This window comes from Pseudomonas salomonii (assembly GCF_900107155.1).
GTDB lineage: Bacteria > Pseudomonadota > Gammaproteobacteria > Pseudomonadales > Pseudomonadaceae > Aquipseudomonas > Aquipseudomonas salomonii.
In genome coordinates, this window is the sequence record NZ_FNOX01000006.1 from 136,896 (window position 1) to 154,431 (window position 17,536).

The 17,536-nt window shown below is 62.7% G+C and carries 17 protein-coding genes; 12 read left to right on the forward strand and 5 right to left on the reverse strand.

Features of this window, described 5'->3' with window-relative positions:
- Window positions 1-44: 44 nt before the first annotated feature.
- Both BLV67_RS15135 and zapE read right to left on the reverse strand, forming a co-directional pair.
- Window positions 45-1,349 carry a leucine-rich repeat-containing protein kinase family protein gene (locus BLV67_RS15135; protein ID WP_069788292.1) on the reverse strand — a complete coding sequence of 435 codons (1,305 nt, stop codon included), beginning with the start codon at window positions 1,347-1,349 and terminating at the stop codon, window positions 45-47.
- Between the two features lie 40 nt (window positions 1,350-1,389).
- On the reverse strand, window positions 1,390-2,484 hold the full coding sequence (gene zapE, locus BLV67_RS15140; protein ID WP_069788284.1) for a cell division protein ZapE: 1,095 nt from the start codon (window positions 2,482-2,484) through the stop codon (window positions 1,390-1,392).
- Window positions 2,485-2,699: 215 nt separating this feature from the next.
- On the opposite strand from zapE, the gene BLV67_RS15145 reads away from it, so the two are divergent.
- The 7 genes from BLV67_RS15145 to BLV67_RS15175 all read left to right on the forward strand — a co-directional run bounded on the left by BLV67_RS15145 (window position 2,700) and on the right by BLV67_RS15175 (window position 9,074).
- Entirely contained in the window at window positions 2,700-3,200 is a 501-nt protein-coding gene (locus BLV67_RS15145; RefSeq protein WP_063611661.1) for a Csu type fimbrial protein, read from the forward strand.
- Window positions 3,194-3,736 carry a Csu type fimbrial protein gene (locus BLV67_RS15150; RefSeq protein WP_065931088.1) on the forward strand — a complete coding sequence of 181 codons (543 nt, stop codon included), beginning with the start codon at window positions 3,194-3,196 and terminating at the stop codon, window positions 3,734-3,736. Before BLV67_RS15145 ends, BLV67_RS15150 begins: the two co-directional genes overlap by 7 nt.
- Window positions 3,737-3,754: 18 nt before the next feature.
- Window positions 3,755-4,288: a Csu type fimbrial protein gene (locus BLV67_RS15155; RefSeq protein WP_065931184.1), complete on the forward strand. Its 534-nt coding sequence runs from the start codon at window positions 3,755-3,757 to the stop codon at window positions 4,286-4,288.
- 5 nt (window positions 4,289-4,293) lie between these two features.
- On the forward strand, window positions 4,294-4,794 hold the full coding sequence (locus tag BLV67_RS15160; protein ID WP_069788283.1) for a Csu type fimbrial protein: 501 nt from the start codon (window positions 4,294-4,296) through the stop codon (window positions 4,792-4,794).
- 26 nt (window positions 4,795-4,820) lie between these two features.
- Window positions 4,821-5,606: a fimbrial biogenesis chaperone gene (locus BLV67_RS15165; protein ID WP_069788282.1), complete on the forward strand. Its 786-nt coding sequence runs from the start codon at window positions 4,821-4,823 to the stop codon at window positions 5,604-5,606.
- A gap of 113 nt (window positions 5,607-5,719) precedes the next feature.
- On the forward strand, window positions 5,720-8,068 hold the full coding sequence (locus BLV67_RS15170) for a fimbria/pilus outer membrane usher protein (protein ID WP_074854477.1): 2,349 nt from the start codon (window positions 5,720-5,722) through the stop codon (window positions 8,066-8,068).
- 10 nt (window positions 8,069-8,078) lie between these two features.
- The gene (locus BLV67_RS15175) at window positions 8,079-9,074 is read left to right on the forward strand and encodes a Csu type fimbrial protein (RefSeq protein WP_065931084.1); all 996 of its coding nucleotides are present in this window, start codon (window positions 8,079-8,081) and stop codon (window positions 9,072-9,074) included.
- A gap of 128 nt (window positions 9,075-9,202) precedes the next feature.
- Here the strand turns inward: BLV67_RS15175 and BLV67_RS15180 are convergent, their stop codons facing one another.
- Window positions 9,203-9,940: an anti-sigma factor family protein gene (locus tag BLV67_RS15180; RefSeq protein WP_065931083.1), complete on the reverse strand. Its 738-nt coding sequence runs from the start codon at window positions 9,938-9,940 to the stop codon at window positions 9,203-9,205.
- Complete coding sequence (locus tag BLV67_RS15185) at window positions 9,937-10,443, reverse strand: RNA polymerase sigma factor (protein ID WP_069788280.1); 507 nt, start codon at window positions 10,441-10,443, stop codon at window positions 9,937-9,939. The genes BLV67_RS15180 and BLV67_RS15185 overlap by 4 nt, the downstream gene beginning before the upstream one ends.
- Before the next feature lie 198 nt (window positions 10,444-10,641).
- Between BLV67_RS15185 and BLV67_RS15190 the strand changes: the two genes are divergently transcribed.
- The 5 genes from BLV67_RS15190 to BLV67_RS15210 all read left to right on the forward strand — a co-directional run bounded on the left by BLV67_RS15190 (window position 10,642) and on the right by BLV67_RS15210 (window position 16,059).
- A complete protein-coding gene (locus BLV67_RS15190; protein WP_069788279.1) occupies window positions 10,642-12,222 on the forward strand; it encodes an AMP-binding protein in 1,581 nt (526 codons plus the stop codon).
- A complete protein-coding gene (locus BLV67_RS15195; protein WP_069788278.1) occupies window positions 12,215-13,513 on the forward strand; it encodes a hypothetical protein in 1,299 nt (432 codons plus the stop codon). The genes BLV67_RS15190 and BLV67_RS15195 overlap by 8 nt, the downstream gene beginning before the upstream one ends.
- Before the next feature lie 42 nt (window positions 13,514-13,555).
- Window positions 13,556-14,320 (forward strand): enoyl-CoA hydratase-related protein, encoded by a 765-nt coding sequence (locus BLV67_RS15200; RefSeq protein WP_065931079.1) that lies wholly within the window; start codon window positions 13,556-13,558, stop codon window positions 14,318-14,320.
- A 120-nt stretch (window positions 14,321-14,440) separates the two neighbouring features.
- A complete protein-coding gene (locus tag BLV67_RS15205; RefSeq protein WP_065931078.1) occupies window positions 14,441-15,523 on the forward strand; it encodes a catalase family peroxidase in 1,083 nt (360 codons plus the stop codon).
- Window positions 15,520-16,059 (forward strand): cytochrome b, encoded by a 540-nt coding sequence (locus BLV67_RS15210; protein WP_065931077.1) that lies wholly within the window; start codon window positions 15,520-15,522, stop codon window positions 16,057-16,059. The genes BLV67_RS15205 and BLV67_RS15210 overlap by 4 nt, the downstream gene beginning before the upstream one ends.
- A gap of 18 nt (window positions 16,060-16,077) precedes the next feature.
- Here BLV67_RS15210 and BLV67_RS15215 read toward each other — a convergent pair whose 3' ends face one another.
- Window positions 16,078-17,229, reverse strand: coding sequence for a M14 family metallopeptidase (locus BLV67_RS15215; protein ID WP_056858475.1), 1,152 nt, complete (start codon window positions 17,227-17,229; stop codon window positions 16,078-16,080).
- Window positions 17,230-17,536 lie beyond the last annotated feature (307 nt).

A 17,536-nucleotide genomic window follows, 5' to 3' on the forward strand; every position in this document is an offset into this window, starting at 1 on the left:
AAATGCCGGCAAAAAATGTGGGAGCGGGCTTGCTCCCACATTGTTTAGTGGTGTTGCAGCGATTGCAGCAGCGCGTCGATCTCTTCAAAGCTCGGTCGCGCTAACACATCGGGCTGGCAGCAGCTTTGTTGCAGCGCCACCAGCGCTTTACTGTCGAAACCTTCGTCTACCCGCTCCAGCAATTCCCCCAGCAATATCCCGAACGCACGCACTTCAATGCGCCGCAAGGCCCTGGTTTCCAGGGTGTCCGCCGTCCCATGGAACGACGCCCCGCCAAAGTCCCCGAGCAGACAGTCACCCGCGGCATTCCACAGGATATTGTGGCCGTACAGGTCGCCGTGGGTGATGCCGTGCCGGTGCAGGTGCGCCGCTACCGAGGCGATGCCGCGCGCCATGCGCAAGGCCACTTCAGCGCTGAAGTGCGTACCCGGCGCGTAGATGTCGCGGGTGCATGACGCCAGGCTCGGCAAGGCTGCGAGGTTGCGGTAACTCGGGTCGATCAGGTCCATCACCAGGGCCGCCTGGTCTTCCGGGTGGCCGATCACGCGCCCCTCCACCTTGATCAGGTTCGGGTGCAGCCCGGCGGCGATGCAGGCCTGCATTTCATGCAGCGGCGAGCCATCGCTGGTGATTGTGCCTTTGTAGAGTTTGACCGCGACCGGCAACGCTTGCGGCTTCCACAGCGCCTTGCGGATGATCCCCGAAGCGCCTTCGCCCAACACTTCGCCCAGTTCCAGTTCAGACCAGGGGATATTCGGCGTTGCATCGTCGTTCGCCACTTCAACGGCCATTTCCACCGGGTTACCGGCATAGGCCAGCCAGGTCAGGCTCGGCAGCGTCAGCAGCCATGGCGGCAGTTGAGTGAAGCGGTTGGAGGCGATGCGCAGCAGTTCGAGGTTTTTGCAGTTGACCAGGCTAGGCGGCAGGTCCGTCAGGTGATTGCCGGCCAGCATCAGCTTTTGCAGCAGGGGCCGCTCGCCCAGCTCGCCGGGCAACTGGCTGATGCAGTTGTCGGTGAGGATCAGCCAGCGTAACTGTGGCGGCAATGCGGCGGCGGGTACATGGCTGATCTGGTTGGCCTTGAAGCCGATCATGCTCAGGTTGGCGCACTGACCCAGGCAGGCGGGCAGCTCAGTGAAGGCGTTGTCCGAGCAGAACAGCACGCGCAGGCGCGACAGCCGATGCAGGTCGTCGGGCAGGCGGCTCAAGGCGTTGCCGGTAAGGTTGAGGATTTCCAGGCTGTCGGCCAGCGCGAAGATTTCCGGCGGGAATTCGGTCAGCCCGCAAGACAGGTCCAGGCGTGTAATACCGGCCAATTGGCCAGCCTTGAGTTGGGCGAGGGTATTCATGAACGGCGCGGTCACTCGGCAAGATGGGCGTAAAAAGCGCTCATGATACCGGGTCGGGCGCGGGTTGCGGGCACACCGTGTGTAATTGGTACAGCCGGCTGGCGGTGCGGGCAAGGTCGATGGCCTGGCCTTCCAGAGCGCGGGCCAAGGGGTGCGGGCCGATCAGGGTCAGGCGTTTGTCCTGGTCGTAGAGCACGTCCACCAGGTTGATAAAGCGCTGTTGCACGGCGATCGGGCAGTCGGCCAAGGGGGGCAGGCCGTCGACGATCCAGTGGTCGAAGTCCTCGCACAACAACAGGTAATCCATCACGGCGGTGAGCTGTTCACACAGGTCGTTGAAGGTGAACAGGATGCTGCGCGCCTGATGGCTGCGGCAGAGCAATTGGCGGTTGCCGACCTTCAGGGTTTGCGCCGGGCCAGGCGTGGCGGGCAGCCCGAGGGCTTCGCGCTGGGCGGCGTTACCCGGCCATACATACTGGCCGCCGGTGAAGCGCTGCTCGGCATGGGCCTGGGGCAAGCTGCGAAAATCCTCGGGGGAGCTGACTTCCAGCACCTGCATGCGCGTGGCGATCAAGTTGATCACCGGCTTGAAGCGCTCGTGGTACAGCGGGTTGGGCAGCAGGCCCTCGGGGGCGTAATTGGAGGTCACCAACAGCAGCACGCCACGCTGGAACAAGGCCTGGAACAAGCGGCTGATGAGCATGGCGTCGCCGATATCGTGGACGTGAAACTCGTCGAAACACAGCACTCGGCAATCGGCCAGCAGCGCGTCCAGCGTCACGCCCAAGGCGTCGTCCTGTTCACGGTGCTGGAACATGCCTTGGTGCAGGCGGGTGAAAAATGTGTGGAAGTGCACGCGCCGCTTTTGCGTAATCGGCAGCGCCTGGAAAAACCCATCGAGCAACCAGCTTTTGCCACGCCCCACCGGGCCGTGCAGGTACAGGCTGCGCGTGGGCTGGCCGGCGAGCAGGTGCCGGGTCTCGCGGGCGAGGGCGGCAATCGCCCGGGTTTGGCCGGCGCTGAGGGTATAGCCCTGGTCTCGGGCCTTGTTTTCAAAGAACGCCGGGATAGGCGAGGCGCCCGCCAGCGCGGTTTTTTTGCCCAGCAGACGCTGAATCAGGGAAAGCACAGCCAATGCACGTCACTCTGTATTTCGGTGGTTGCCCACTTTAGGGCGCTCACGTCGATTTGACCAATACAGAACGGCGCCCCCCGCTATCTCGAAATGGCATGTTACGCCTGCCAACCGGCCCAGACTGGCAGTTTCGCCCTTTGTGGCTAACCTCTTACAGAGCAGTCACCCCTGTACAAGGATTTGGGGCAGTGAAGGGACGAGGCGTTTTGGCAGTCATGGGCACGATGCTCTGCAGCACGATTTACGCTGCGCAACTCCAGGTGGAGGTGCGCATCGACGTGCAGCGGGGCTGCCAGCTGGTGGGCACCACCCGCAGTGCGGGCATCGAGCAACTGGGTGTATTGGATTTCGGCAGCGGCCCGCGTCTGGATGACCCGGCCGGGCCGCTGAGTGCGGCGCTGATCAGCCAGCGCCAGCCGCGTCTGGAGTGCAACCCCGACACCCCTTACCAACTGCGCGTTGACGGCGGCCTGCATGGCGGCACCGGCGAAGTGCGCTACCTGAGTGCCGCAACCCCTTCGAGCAAACCGATTCCCTACCGTATTTATGCCGACGCTGCGCGGCGTATTGCCTTGCCGGTCAACGAGCCGCTGAGTGGGCGTGTGCCGGACTCCGGCAGTGTCGACCTGCCGCTGTATGGGCGCATTGAGCCGCTCAAGGATATTCCGGCGGTCGGTCGCTACACCGACCTGCTCAAGGTCACCGTCACATGGTAAGCCGCAGTTGGGCCCTGGCGGCCATGGGCGGGCTGTTGCTGCTGGCCGATGACGCCCAGGCGGCCGTTGCCGGGCAGATCCACGCACGGCTGGTCATTACCGCCAGTTGCCAGGTGAGCAAAGACATCGAGAGCGCGCCGGTGAGCCCCGCAGGCGGCAGCGCGCTGCTGGATTTCGGCAGCCAGGGCCCTACATGGAACAACCCCTTGGGCGCGGGCGTTACCGATGGCAGCAAGGCGCCGCTTTCGGTGTCCTGCAACCCCTCGGTGGTCAGCAGCTTCACCGTGACCATCGACGGCGGTGCCCATGGTGACGGCACTACAAGGCGCCTGAGTAACGGGCGCCAGACCATTCCCTATCAACTCTCGGCTGACCCGCTCGGCCGACGCAGCTACAGCATTGGCGAGCAACGTAATTTCGTCGTGACCAAGGGCACACAAGTACCGATCCCGGTATTCGGCTCGGTGGTGGCGAATACCAGGGCCTTACCGGCCGGCATCTACACAGACACCCTGACGGTGACTCTGGATTGGTAAACCATGAGGATGGACATCATGCATGCATGTATAGCGAAGGCGGTTTTTCCATTGATGGCGTTGGCGTGGGTGTCGGGCGCACAGGCCGCGACGGTGGCCGGTACGGTCAGCGCCACCCTGGTGCTCACCAGCAGCTGCCAGGTCAACGGCGCCGCAGCCACCGGCGGGATGAGCTTCGGTAACTTGAACTTCGGTACCGCCAACAGCCTGTTCACCGAAGCCGACGGCCAGGTGCTGGGCGGCGGTGGCGGGGCGTTGTCGATTCTGTGTTCGGCGGGTACGTCACCGACGTTGACGGTGTCTGCCGGTGCCCACGATGGCCAGTCCGTGGGCGGTGGCCGCGCGCTGTATGACGGGGTGGCCAACTACGTGCCGTATGACCTGTACACCGACAGCGGCCACTCGACGCTGCTGGCCATCGGCGGGGTGATTAACCTGGCGCCGAGCACCGGCGTGGCCCAGGCCGTGAATATCTACGGCAAGGCCAATGGCAAGGCGGGCTTGCCGGCCGGTACTTACACCGACACGGTTAACGTGACCCTGACGTTCTAAGGGCTATGGGGCGTTCAGCATGGGCGGCGTTGGCGGTGTGCATCGGCTGGGGAGCGCCGCTGTCGCTGTTGGCGGTGACCAGCCAGTCGTTCCAGGTCAGCGCGACGATCACGCCAGGGTGCCTGGTGGTCGGCGGCGGCAGCAATTACGGCAGCCTGGCGTTCGGCACCTATTCGGCGTTGGCCACCAGTACGGCGTCTGTCGCGCTGGCGGGCGGCGTGACCTTGCAATGCACGCCGGGGGTGGCGCTGAGCATGAGTGTCGATGGTGGGTTGCATAACAACAGCGGACGGCGGATGCAGCTCAATAGCGGCACTGCCCAAGTGGCTTATCAATTGTTTCGGGACGCGGCGTTCAGTCAGAGCCTGGGCATCAGCCAAAGCGTGAGCGTGGCCTACAGCAACGCCAACAACATCAGCTTGCCGATTTATGGGCGAGTGCAATTACCGGGTAACCAGCCTGGGGGGACGTACAGCGACACGTTGCAGGTGCAGCTGTCGTGGTAAGGCGAACGGTATAAGGAGTGAGATCTATGTTTGCAGCTTCCCGGTACGGGTGGGCAGCGGGTTTGAGCGGGTTGTTGATGTTGGCGGCGGGGCAGGCCCTGGCGGCCAGTTCGGTGCTGATCTGGCCGATCGACCCGGTGCTGGAGGCCGACCAACAGGCCAGCGCGCTGTGGCTGGAGAACCGCGGCACCGAGACCGCCAACCTGCAGATCCGGGTGTTTGCCTGGACCCAGAGTGGTTTTGACGAACAATACCAGAACCAGCGCGATGTGATTGGCAGCCCGCCGGTGGCGAAAATCGAGCCTGGGCAAAAGCAATTGGTGCGTCTGACCCGAACCAAAGACGTGCCGCCCGGCCAGGAGCTGGCGTACCGCATCATCATCGATGAGATCCCTTTGGCCACGCCCCCACCGGCGCCGGCGGATGGCAAGACGGCCGCCGCGATCCGTTTCCAGATGCGCTATTCGGTGCCGTTGTTTGCCTACGGCCCGGGCTTGTGGAGCAAGGTTGACGGCACCCGGGACCGCGACCCGAAAACCGCCGGCAAGCCGGATTTAAGCTGGAAAAAAGTCAGCGTGGGCGGGCGCAACTACGTCGAGATGCGCAACCAGGGCGCCGTGCATGCGCGCCTCACCGATGCCACGTTCAAGCAGGGCGGCCAGCCGCGGCCTTTGGTGGAAGGCCTGATGGGCTATGTGCTGCCGGGCGCGACCATGCGCTGGCCGGTGCCGGACGGTTTGCCGGCCGATCAGCCGTTGCAGGTGCGCATCAATGGGGCAACGCAAATGGAGAGCCTCGCACCGACACGCTGACTCAGTGTGGCAGGGCATGGAGTAGGCCCTGGTGTTAAATACGGATGGAGATGTCCATTGATGGACACAAAGCCTTGGTGAGCCAGGATCGGGCTCGATGTCTATGGCGATCGATGTGGGTGGTGGGCGGTTTGTCTGGCTTGGTGCCGGCGCCGCCGGGCTTCGCTGCGCCGTTGCCGCCCCCGCCCAGCAGCATGGAGGCTGTTGCCGATGCGCAGTTGTTCCTGGAGTTGGTGGTCAACCAGATGGACACCGGCCGTGTGGTCGCCGTCAATCAGCGTGCCGGGCAGTTGTTTTTGCCGGCGTCGGTGTTGCAGGAGGTTGGTGTGAAGTTGCCTGGGGATGTGCCTGGGAGCGTGCCTGGCGACATGCCTGGCGAGGTTGCGCTGGAAAGCTTTCCCGGCCTGCACACCGATTACGACAGCCAGGGCCAGCGCCTGGTATTGAGCGTGCCGCCGGCCTGGCTGCCGGAGCAATTTATCGGCAGCCGCAACAACTACCCACGCACCCAGGCGCTGACCAGTTTCGGCGCGTTGCTCAACTATGACGCCTACCTCAACGACACCGACGATGCGGGCACCTACCTCGGTATCTTCAACGAAGTGCGCTTGTTCGATACCTGGGGCACGTTGTCCAACACCGGCCAATACCGCACCACCATTGGCCGGGAAACCGCCGGCAGCAACCTGTACAACGGCTATCGGCGGTACGACACCACCTGGCGATTCTCCGACGATGAACGCCTGTTGACCTATGAAGCGGGCGACGTGATCAGCGGCGCCTTGCCCTGGAGCACTTCGGTGCGCCTGGGCGGCGTGCAGGTGTCGCGGGACTTTGGAGTGCGCCCGGATCTGGTCACCTACCCGCTGCCGCAGTTCGCCGGCGAGGCGGCGGTGCCGTCTTCGGTGGACCTGTTTATCAATGGCTATAAATCCAGCAGCGCCGACCTGCAGCCGGGGCCGTACACCCTGACCAACGTGCCGTTTATCAACGGCGCCGGCGAGGCGGTGGTGGTCACTACCGATGCGCTGGGCCGGCAGGTGTCAACCACGGTGCCGTTTTATGTCACCAGTACTTTGCTGCAAAAGGGGTTGTCGGACTTCTCGGTGGCGGCGGGTAATTTGCGTCGCGACTACACCTTGCGCGATTTCGGCTATGGCCCTGGCGTGGCCAGCGGCACTTTTCGCTACGGGATATCCGACGCGTTTACCCTCGAAAGCCATGCCGAAGCCGCCAATGACCTGGCCCTGGGCGGTGTCGGCGGCAACCTGCGGGTCGGTCACTTCGGCGTGCTCAATACCGCCGTCAGCCAAAGCCAGTACGACGGCCGGACCGGTCAGCAACTGAGCCTGGGCTACCAATACAGCAACCAGCACTACAGCCTGTCGTATCAACGGGTCGAGCGCCGTGAGCAATACGCCGACTTGAGCCTGATCGACACGCCTTACGCCAGCCTCAGCAAGCGCAGTCAGCAGGCGACCTTGAGCCTGAACCTGAATAATTTCGGCAGCCTGGGCGTCGGCTATTTCGATGTGCAGGCGGCGGATGATTCGCGCACCCGCCTGGTGAACCTGACCTGGAGCAAGCCGCTGTGGCGCAACAGCAGTTTTTACCTGTCGGCCAACCATGAAGTGGGTGATAGCAGTTGGGCGGTGCAGGCGCAGGTGGTGGTGCCGTTCGACGTGTACGGCAGCCTCAGCGTGGGCACCGAACGCAGTAAAACCGGCGAGAGCCTGCAGCGGGTCAACTATAGCCGAGCCGTGCCGGCCGAGGGCGGTGTGGGCTTCAACCTGGGTTATGCCAGTGGTGACGGGCCGGCTTATCGCCAGGCCGACCTGACCTGGCGCCTGCAGTCGGTGCAGTTGCAGGCCGGCGTGTACGGCAGCAGCGACGCCGAAACCCGTTGGGCCGACGCCAGTGGCTCGCTGGTGTGGATGGACAATCAAGTGTTCGCCGCCAACCGCGTCAACGATGCGTTTGTGGTGGTGAGCACCGATGGCGTCAGTGGTGTGCCGGTGCGCTACGAGAACCAGGTGGTGGGCGAAACCGACCGTAACGGGCACTTGCTGGTGCCGTGGACCAGTGCTTACTACCGCGCCAAATACGAGATCGACCCACTGAATCTGCCATCGAACGTGCAGGTGCCCAACGTCGAGCAGCGGGTGGCCGTGCGCCGTGGCAGTGGCTACTTACTGGAGTTCCCGGTGCGCCAGGTGAGCGCGGCGAGCATCACCTTGGTTGACGCCCAGCATCAGGATTTGCCCCTGGGCAGCCAGGTGCGACACGAGCAAAGCGGCGCGCAGGCGGTGGTGGGGTGGGACGGCCTGGTGTACCTGGAAAACCTGGCGGCCCATAACACCTTGCAAGTCACCTTGGGCAACGGCCAGACCTGCCAGGCAAGGTTCGAACTCGATACCACCCAGGCCCAGGTGCCACTGATCGGGCCGCTGGTGTGCCAATGACATAAGGAGTGTGCGTGTGCGGGTCAAGGAATGGCTGTTGCGGGGCGTGTTGCTGGCAAGCCTGGGGGTGTCGGCGCAGGTACAGGCCGTGTGTTCGGTGGTGGCCAGCGTACCGGCCAGCTTTGGCACGACGGTGAGTTCGATGACTGTGCGCACCACCTCCCAGCCCAGTTCGACCACCAATGCCGGCTTCAGCTGCACGCCGGCGGTATTGTCGGTGTTGACCTCCAATGACCATTTTTACGCGACCGTCAGTGGTTCGCCCCAAGGTGGCCTGGTGGGGCCGACCGGTGATGTGATCAACTATACGATCTATGCCAACAACACCACGGCGTTCCCGATGACACGTGGCACCGCCTTCGATTTTGGCGGCAGTGGCGGCATTGCCGCCTCCCTTGGCCTGGTGTTCGGGCCGGGCACCAAAGTCGTGCCGCTGTACTTCGCCACCACCCTTGGCAGCAACGTGGCGTCGGGGGTGTACAGCGAGACCCTGAGTATTTTCTGGAACTGGAACTATTGCTCGGGCATTGGCATTGGCGGAGTCTGCCTGGGCCGTGAGGTCAACAACGGCACCACCACCGTGAACGTCAGCATGACGGTGGTCAACGACTGTCAGATCACCACGCCGCCGATTGCCTTCGGCAGTGCGCCGGTGGTCAGCGCCTTCGCCACCGTCAACGGCCAGGCCAGCGTGGCCTGCACCAAGGGCAGCGCCTACACCGTCGGCCTCAGCGATGGGCAGAACCCGGTGAGCGTGGGCGGGCGGCGGCGGATGATTTCCGGCAGCAACTTCCTCGCCTACGACATCTTCATGAGTGCCGGCACCACGCGCTGGGGCAGCGTGGGCGCCGCGCGGCGGGCCAGCTCAACGGCCGAGATCAACCCCGGCAACGGCTTGGGCACCGGCAGCCAGGTGTTCAACTACAACGCCAAGATCTACACCGACCAAACCACGCCGCCGGGCGGCACCTACATTGATAATGTGGTGCTGGATGTAGGCTTCTAGTGCAGGTACGCGCGGTCAAAATGTGGGAGCGGGCTTGCTCGCGAATGCGGTCTATCAGTGACAGATGAATTGACTGACCCTCCGCATTCGCGAGCAAGCCCGCTCCCACAAAAACCTGTCTTGATCGTCTAGAACTTGAGCAAGTGCGTCGCCGCCTGATCCACCGGGCTGACCATCGCATAGTTATACCCGCCATCGGACCAGTAATCGGCCTGCAGCCCATCGGCGCTGCGGCTGCCACGCGGCAGAAAGCCGTTTTCCGGTCCCGGCGGGCGAATGTAGAAGCTGATGCGATGGCCTTGCTGATCCTCATACAACACCATCGCCGCCGCACCTTGCTCAGTGGTGAGCAGGCGCCCGCTCACCGGCTTGAAACCGGCCTGGCTAAGATCGGGCAGGCGATGGGCCTGGTTGAAATAGCGATCCAGCCAGCCCTGCATAGTGCCGCGGTCTTCGGCGTTAAAGTCGGCGGGCATAATGCCGTCCTGGGCGAACAGGCGGAATGCCTGCATGGCATCGGCCATCGGCAACATCGGCGGTTGGGTCGCTTCGCGGGCGTGCCAACCGCCAAGGCCGCCGAGGCCGACCGCGATCAGCAGCACGGCGGCGCTGGCCAGGTGGCGGCGCGATTGATGCCGAATGCGTTGGCGAATCAGCGCCGGGTCGAGGTCGGGGTTGGCCGGTTGCTGCAAGGTCCCGCTCAAGGCCGCGCGCAGGGCGTGTGCATCCTGTTGCCAGGCTTGCACCTGGGCGGCCATTTCAGGGTGGGCGGCCAGCCAGGTTTCAAGCACGCGGCGGTCGCTCTCCGGCAGTTGGTGATCGACATAGGCATGCAAATCGCGTTCGCTGGGGGGCAGGCTGATCATTTGAGTATCCGCAGGGCAGGGCTGGTAATTTCGCCTTCGCTGAGTTGACGCAAGGCCTGGCGCGCACGGGACAGGCGCGACATCACGGTACCCAACGGCACCGCCAGGATCTCGGCGACCTCCTTGTAACTTAAACCCTCAACCGACACCCATAGCAGCAGTGCACGTTGCTCGGTGTTGAGTTGATCGAAGGCGTGCAGGGCCGATTGGGCCATCACCGTGCGCTCCACTGAAGGTTGCGCATCGTCACGACCGGTGAAGAATTCGAGCATGCGTGCATAACGCCGGCTGCGCCGGTGGGCGTCGAGGAACTGGCGGTAGAGGATCGAGAACAGCCAGGCACGCAGGTCGCCTTCCGGGCGTTTGTCGGCCCAACTGATGATCGCCCGTTCCAGCGTGGACTGCACCAGGTCGTCGGCGCTGCTGGCGTTACGCGTCAGCGACACGGCAAAGCGCCGCAGCCTGGGGATGAGTTCACGTAACGGTTCGTCGAGCGCGTGCATGGGCGTGAATTCTGGTCGGTTGTGCAGAGGAAGACGCCAGCCAACGTAGCTTATTCCATCGGGGGCTGTAAGAAAAATGAGCCTTCTTGTGGGGGCTATCTGCTCTGTATACGGACCTGTAATACCGTTCCCACCGCTCAATCAACCCTCGTAACCGCTGCGAAAAATTTCGCGCAGTTCATTGATGAGGGTGTGTGCATGACATTTTCTCCAACCGACAAACAGTTCTTCTCCCGAGACGCTTTGGCTCATTTGCCTGCTGCTCAACGCGTGGTGTTTGAGCAATGGGGCTGTGGCCCTTGGGCCAAGCCTGCCTATGGCAGTGTGCACCATGCGGTCGAAATGCAAGCGGCGTTGACGCCCCAGGCAATCGCTGCAGTGTGGGCAGGACAGCGCATCAGTTATGAACAACTCAATCGTCAGGCCAATCGATTGGCGGTGTGCCTGGTTGAGCTGGGCGTCAAGCGCGGTGACACCGTGGGGCTGTTCGTCGAGCGTTCGATTCCCATGCTGGTCGGGCTGTTGGCGGTGTTGAAGGTGGGCGCCGCGTATGTGCCTCAAGACGCCCGAATCGTGCCGACGCTGCAATTGGGTATGGTCCTGGAATCGTTGACCAGCCCAGTGATTCTGACCCTGTCGAACCTGGCCGATCACCTGCCGGCGGATGCGGCCCCGCGCAGTCTGTGCCTGGACAGCTTCCTCGCCGAAGAGCCCTTTATCGTCGAGGACAACACCGCCGTATTCGCTGCCGGCGACACCGATGACCTCTGCTTCGTGCTGTTCACTTCCGGGACGACCGGGCGGCCCAACGGCGTGTGTGTCAGCCACCGCAACGTATGCAACATCTTGCTCACGCAGCCGGGGCGGATGGGCATGGCGCCGGGTCGTAACGTGGGGCAAATCCTCAACATCGGCTTTGATATGGCGGCCTGGGAAATCCTCGGTTGCCTGGCCCATGGGGCGACCCTGCTGATTCGCGATAAAGACATTACGCAAACCGCTGCGCAGTGCCACGTGCTGATCGCCACCCCCTCGATACTGGCGAACCTTGACCCCGCGCAATGCCCTGACCTCCAAGTGGTCGCCGTCGCGGGCGAGCCCTGTTCCCAGGTACTGGCCGACCGCTGGGCCGAGCATTGCACCTTCTACAATGGCTGCGGGCCGACCGAGACCACCATCGTCAACACGTTGCACCGGCATGTACCTGGCACGTTGTTGACCATCGGCAAACCGACGCCCAATAACACCGTGTATGTGCTCGACGAGCACGGCCGTGCCTGTGGGCTGGGTGAAACCGGCGAAATGTGGGCCGGTGGCGTCGGAGTCACGGGCGGTTACCTGAACAACGCTGCGCTGACCCAGGCGCGCTATCGCCCGGACCCCTTTATGGGCGGGGACGCCATGATGTTTCGCACGCGGGACTTGGGGCGCTGGACCGCTGACGGTCAGTTGGAGCACTTTGGGCGCGTCGATGACCAGGTGAAGGTGCGTGGCTTCCGTGTGGAACTGGACGCGGTGTCCATGGCGCTGGAGGCCGGCGATGGTTGCCTGCGGGCGGTCACATTGAAGTTGGACAGCCGCACCCTGGTGGCTTTCGTCTCGCCTGCCAATGCGGATATTGAGTCGTGCCGAGCCCGTTGCCGGGAGCGCCTGGCCTACTACTGCGTGCCGACATCCATCTACGCGGTGGAGCATTTTCCGCTGACCGCCAGGGGCAAGATCGACAAGGCCGTGCTGCTGCAACAGGCCATCGCAGCCGAGGTGGCCCAGCATGATTGATGCATTGACCCGTACCGTCGTGCCGCCCAAGCCGGCACTGTGGCGTCGCTGGACCTCACTGCCAGTGTTTTCCTACTACAACCGCCTGGCAGCGCTGGTGTTGATGGTTAATGCGGCGTTTGCGCTGCTGGCTGTCGACTTCCATGCCGTTACGGTTCAAAGGCTTTCGAACCTGGTGTTGATCAACCTGTCGCTGGCAATCCTGATTCGCCAGCAATACCTGGTCAATGCGCTGTTCTGGCTGGCCACCCGCGTGCCTGTCACCTGGCCTTTGCGCGTGCGCCGCAGTGCGGCCAAGGTCTACCACTTTGGCGGGTTGCACAGTGGCGCGGCCCTGGCGGCAACCGCCTGGTTCATGGCGATGGTCGGGATTCAGGTCGCACATTATCTGCGTCAGCCCGACAGTGTGTCGTCAGCCTGGATGGGGCTCACTGGTGTGTTGCTCGGCCTGTTGCTGTTGATGGTCATCATGGCGCAGCCGTGGGTTCGCAACCGATTTCACAATGGCTTCGAGCGGGTCCATCGGTTCGCCGGCTGGAGTGCGCTGCTGGTGTTCTGGGCGCTGACGTTACTGGCCTCCAGCGAAACCTCGACCCGCCTGGTACAGAGCGGGTCATTCTGGATGCTGGTGCTGCTGACGCTGAGCATCATCTTGCCGTGGTTGCGCCTGCGCAAGGTCGCCGTTGAACATATCCGGCCTTCCGGGCATGCGGTCATCACGCGTTTTAGCCACACCACGCCCTTCGCGGGGTCCTCCACCGCAATCAGCCGCAACCCTCTGCTGGAGTGGCATTCATTTGCCAATATCCCCGCGCCGGGCGAGGCGGGGTTTCGCCTGATCATTTCCCGCGCCGGCGATTGGACCGGGCGCTTCATCGAAGACTTGCCCAGCCACGTCTGGGTCAAGGGCATCACCACGGCGGGCGTCGCCAATGTCGAAACCTTGTTCAAGTCCGTGGTGTACATCGCCACCGGCAGCGGTATCGGCCCGGTGATGCCGCATTTGCTTGCCGCTCAGGTGCCGATCCAATTGATCTGGTCCACCCGCAGCCCGCGCAAGACCTATGGCGATGAGCTGGTCGACGAAATCCTGCGGGCGCAACCCGGCGCATTGATCTGGGACACCGATGAACGCGGCAAGCCGGACCTGGTGCAGTTGGCTTACGGCGCTGTGCAAACCTTCGGTGCGCAAGCAGTGATCTGTATTGCCAACCAAGCGTTGACCCAGCGCGTGGTGCACGAGATGGAAGCCCGCGGCATACCGGCGTATGGCGCGATCTGGGATTCCTGACACCGCGCCATTGAGGCTCGAGATTAATCAGCAGAGGTGTTTATGAATGTAGTAGTAGAACGTCATGGCCGGGTAGTGCTGGTCAGGCTTAATCGCCCGCAGGTCAAGAATGCGCTGAGTTCGGCACTCATGACGGAGTTGATCAGCCGTCTGGAAGCGCTGGACCAGGACCCGCAGGTTGGCTGTTTTGTCATCACCGGTACGCCCGAGTATTTTGCCGCCGGGGCCGATATCAAGGAGATGAGCGCCAAGTCTTACCTGGACATGCTTAACGAGGACTACTTCGTCGGTTGGGAAGCCTTCACCCGCCTGCGCACGCCAACCATTGCTGCAGTGAGCGGCTACGCGTTTGGCGGCGGTTGTGAGCTGGCGATGATGTGCGACATGATTTTTGCCGCCGATACGGCGACGTTTGCCCAGCCGGAAATCAAGCTGGGGGTTATCCCCGGCATGGGCGCGACCCAGCGCTTGACCGGGCTGATCGGCAAAGCCAAGACCATGGACATGGTGTTGACCGGTCGGCCGATGACGGCTCAAGAGGCGGAACAGGCGGGGTTGGTGTCACGTGTGTACCCGACGGCGGATTTGCTGGCGCAGACACTGCTGGTGGCTGCGCAGATCGCCGGGTTCTCGCGCACCGCCACGCGGGCGGCGCGGGAGGCAGTTGAGCAAGCCTTGGAACTGGGGCTACACGATGGCGTGCGCCTGGAGCGCCGGCTGTTTCACCAGTTGTTCGCGACGCCTGATCAGCAGGAGGGCATGCAGGCGTTTCTGAACAAACGCCCGGCAGTGTTCAACGCGGTGTAAAAGAGCGCTCGGCTCGCGGTGCATCTGCTCTGAAAAAAACTACAGTGAAAAGGGAATAGACCTACGTGGGACTCGTCTCATAGTTCATTTTCCTTGTGGGCCCGTGCCCCGGAGTTTTTCATGGTAGATCACTCATCGCCGCCACGTGCGCCCCTCAGCACCCTCAGTTTGCTCATCAGGCTGGCGTGTATTGGTGCGGTCGTGGCGGTTGCTGCCGGGGCATTCGCCTACGTCAATGGCACGCTGGACCCACAGCGCCTGCGCCCCAAAACCCTGGTCAATGCCCTGGAAACCAATAACGGCGTGCACCCAGGGTTTCGGCGTAACCATGCCAAGGGCGTGTGTGTGGCCGGTTACTTCGAGAGCAGCCCCGAGGCGCGCACGTACTCGAATGCCCAAGTGTTCAGCGAAGCGAAGACCCCGGTGATCGGCCGGTTCGCCTTGCCCAGCGGCAACCCCTACGCGCCGGACAGCAGTGTGCCGATTCGCAGTTTCGCCTTGCAGTTCAGCCAGGCCAACGGCCAGCAATGGCGCACGGGGATGAACAGCATGCCGGTGTTCCCGGTGGGCACGCCTGAGGCGTTTTACCAGATGCTCAAGGCCGGTGCGCCCGACCCGGCCACCGGCAAACCGAACCCGGCCAGCATGCCGGCGTTTTTTGCCGCGCACCCGGAGACAGCGCCGTTCCTGGCCTGGGTCAAGACTGCCAAGCCATCGGCCAGTTACGCGACTGAAACCTACAACGGCATCAATGCCTTTTACCTGGTAAACGCCGATGGCCAGCGCCAGGCGGTACGTTGGGGCGTGGTGCCACAGAGCCAGGATGCGGCGGGTGACACCGCGCCATCCGGCGCTGATTTTCTCGAAAAAGACCTGGTGCAGCGTCTGGCTTCCGGGCCGTTGCGTTGGCAGCTGAACATCACCCTGGCCAACCCCGGTGATCCGCTGGACGATGCCAGCAAAGCCTGGACCGGCGCGCACAAAGTGCTCAACGCCGGCACGTTGGTGCTGCAAAGCAGCCAACCGCAGGCTGACGGTGATTGCCGCGATATCAACTATGACCCGCTGATTTTGCCCAGCGGTATCCAGGCCTCCAATGACCCGCTGCTGGCTGCACGTTCGGCGGCTTATGCCAGTTCCTACGTACGCCGCGCCGGCGAAGTCAGCCCGCTGCACAGTGCCCCTCAGGAGTCGAAACCATGAATGCCCAACCACGGTTTTTCGCGCCTCTGGCTCGCCTGCTGCATTGGCTGATGGCGCTGATGATCATCGCCATGTTGTTTATCGGCGCGGGCATGGCGGCGTCGGTGTCGGAGCGTCACGAGTGGCTGATTCACCTGCACAAGCCACTGGGTATCGCGATTCTGGCGTTGGTGATCGTGCGACTGGTGGTGCGCTTTTGCACCCGGCAACCGCCGTTGCCTGCTGACCTGCCACTGTGGCAAGTGCTGGCCGCCAAGGCGTCCCATGTTGTGTTATATGCGTTGATGCTGGTGCTGCCGCTGCTGGGCTGGGCCATGATTTCAGCGGCCGGTGACCCGGTGATGCTCAGCAGCTCGGTGCAATTGCCGGCATTGGTCGCGGCCAATGCACCGTTGTTTGCAGTGCTGCGCAAGGCCCATGGCTACCTGGCCTACCTGTTGTTTCTGACGGTGCTGTTGCACCTGGCGGCGGCGCTGTTCCACGGGTTGATTCGGCGCGACGGTGTGCTGCAAAGCATGACCGGCACCAAAGGCTGATGCCGGGGGCAGGGCGGGTCAACGCAGGGTGGTGACGATATCGGCCACGCTGCTCAACACGTCCTTGCCCAGTTGTTTGGAGCGCTCACCGGACCAACCGGTTTTCGGGTTGGGTGCGTCGTCGTTGTCCTTGAAGGGCATCTCCAGGGTCAGCGACAGGCAGTCGTACTGCTGGCCAACGGCATTGCAGGCCAGGGTCATGTTGGCTTCGCCCGGCAGGTCGCGGGTGTAGCCGTGGGTGGTCTGGAAGTCGCGGGTCAGGGCGCTCAAGTGCCTGCGGAAGTGTTTTTCCAGCGCTTCGATACGCGGGGTGTAACCGGGGTTGCCTTCGCAGCCGGCAGTGAAGACGTAGGGGATTTCTTCGTCGCCATGGATGTCGAGAAACAGGTCGACGCCGTATTTCTCCATCTGTTGCTGGGCGAACAGCACTTCCGGGCTGAGCGCCTCGCTGGCGTTCTGCCAGGCCCGGTTGAGGTCCTGGCCCATGGCGTTGGTGCGCAGATGCCCGTGAAAGGCGCCATCGGGGTTCATGTTGGGGATCAGGTACAGGTCGGCGACGGCCAGGAGTTTTTTCAGCTCAGCATCACCGTCCTGTTGCAGGCGCTCGATGACGCCTTCCATAAACCATTCAGCCATGTGTTCGCCGGGATGCTGCTGGGCGATGATCCAGACCTTGCGCTGGCCTTCGCCCCCTTTGCCACGGCGCAGCAACTGGATATCACGGCCCTCGGCGCTTTTGCCGGTGGCAAGCAGCTGGGTGCCGGCGCGGCTCAAGGCCTGTTCGATCAGCCAGTCGTGACGCTTACGGCTGTAGGGTTCAAAGTAGGCGAACCAGGCTTGCTTCTCGCGGGTCTCCAGGCTGATATGCAATGTATCGCCATCAAAGCGCGTGGGCACACGGAACCAGTTGACGTGGTCGTAGGATGCCACGGCGTTGTAGCCGCTCCAGGCGTTTTTGTACGACGAATGGCCGGCGTTGCTTAGCCGGAAGGTGTGGGTGTGGCCCACATGCATGCCTTCGGCCTTGAAATGAAACCATTGGAAATGTGCGCTGCGGGTATCGGGTTTGATCGCCAGCAACAACTGGTAAGCGTCGCTGGCATCCAGGACCTGGATGTTGCCGCTGTCGAAGTCGGTACTGATCTTGATAGAGGTCAAGGCCACTGTCATGGTCTGGCTGCCTGCGTATGATTGTTGTGGCGGATATCTTACACAGGAGTGAGGCAAAATCTTGCTGCAAAATTGTTGCACGGGGGAGGGGGCGTCGTCCCTGACGCAGCAGCAGCTTAGGATCTATGAGATTGATTCTCAAGCGCTATTTCGCAAAGATCGGGGCTAGAGCGTTCGATCGGCTTTCATTTGGCGATGCTCTTTTGCTACCATGCGGGCCATCAAGCAACACACAGTCTTCATTAGCCTGAAGCCACGCCAGAAAAAAACTGGCAAAAAAAAGACCCGGCCAAAGAGCCGGGTCAAA

What these genes read in the sequence shown, in the direction of transcription:
- BLV67_RS15180 (WP_065931083.1), bottom strand. Translation starts at nt 9,940, where the DNA reads ATGATCAGCCTGCCCCCCAGCGAACGCGATTTGCATGCCTATGTCGAT.
- BLV67_RS15205 (WP_065931078.1), top strand. Translation starts at nt 14,441, where the DNA reads ATGGTAGATCACTCATCGCCGCCACGTGCGCCCCTCAGCACCCTCAGT.
- BLV67_RS15145 (WP_063611661.1), top strand. Translation starts at nt 2,700, where the DNA reads ATGGGCACGATGCTCTGCAGCACGATTTACGCTGCGCAACTCCAGGTG.
- BLV67_RS15190 (WP_069788279.1), top strand. Translation starts at nt 10,642, where the DNA reads ATGACATTTTCTCCAACCGACAAACAGTTCTTCTCCCGAGACGCTTTG.
- BLV67_RS15165 (WP_069788282.1), top strand. Translation starts at nt 4,821, where the DNA reads ATGTTTGCAGCTTCCCGGTACGGGTGGGCAGCGGGTTTGAGCGGGTTG.
- BLV67_RS15160 (WP_069788283.1), top strand. Translation starts at nt 4,294, where the DNA reads ATGGGGCGTTCAGCATGGGCGGCGTTGGCGGTGTGCATCGGCTGGGGA.
- BLV67_RS15135 (WP_069788292.1), bottom strand. Translation starts at nt 1,349, where the DNA reads ATGAATACCCTCGCCCAACTCAAGGCTGGCCAATTGGCCGGTATTACA.
- BLV67_RS15185 (WP_069788280.1), bottom strand. Translation starts at nt 10,443, where the DNA reads ATGCACGCGCTCGACGAACCGTTACGTGAACTCATCCCCAGGCTGCGG.
- BLV67_RS15170 (WP_074854477.1), top strand. Translation starts at nt 5,720, where the DNA reads ATGTGGGTGGTGGGCGGTTTGTCTGGCTTGGTGCCGGCGCCGCCGGGC.
- BLV67_RS15155 (WP_065931184.1), top strand. Translation starts at nt 3,755, where the DNA reads ATGCATGCATGTATAGCGAAGGCGGTTTTTCCATTGATGGCGTTGGCG.
- BLV67_RS15210 (WP_065931077.1), top strand. Translation starts at nt 15,520, where the DNA reads ATGAATGCCCAACCACGGTTTTTCGCGCCTCTGGCTCGCCTGCTGCAT.
- BLV67_RS15215 (WP_056858475.1), bottom strand. Translation starts at nt 17,229, where the DNA reads ATGACAGTGGCCTTGACCTCTATCAAGATCAGTACCGACTTCGACAGC.
- BLV67_RS15150 (WP_065931088.1), top strand. Translation starts at nt 3,194, where the DNA reads ATGGTAAGCCGCAGTTGGGCCCTGGCGGCCATGGGCGGGCTGTTGCTG.
- BLV67_RS15200 (WP_065931079.1), top strand. Translation starts at nt 13,556, where the DNA reads ATGAATGTAGTAGTAGAACGTCATGGCCGGGTAGTGCTGGTCAGGCTT.
- BLV67_RS15195 (WP_069788278.1), top strand. Translation starts at nt 12,215, where the DNA reads ATGATTGATGCATTGACCCGTACCGTCGTGCCGCCCAAGCCGGCACTG.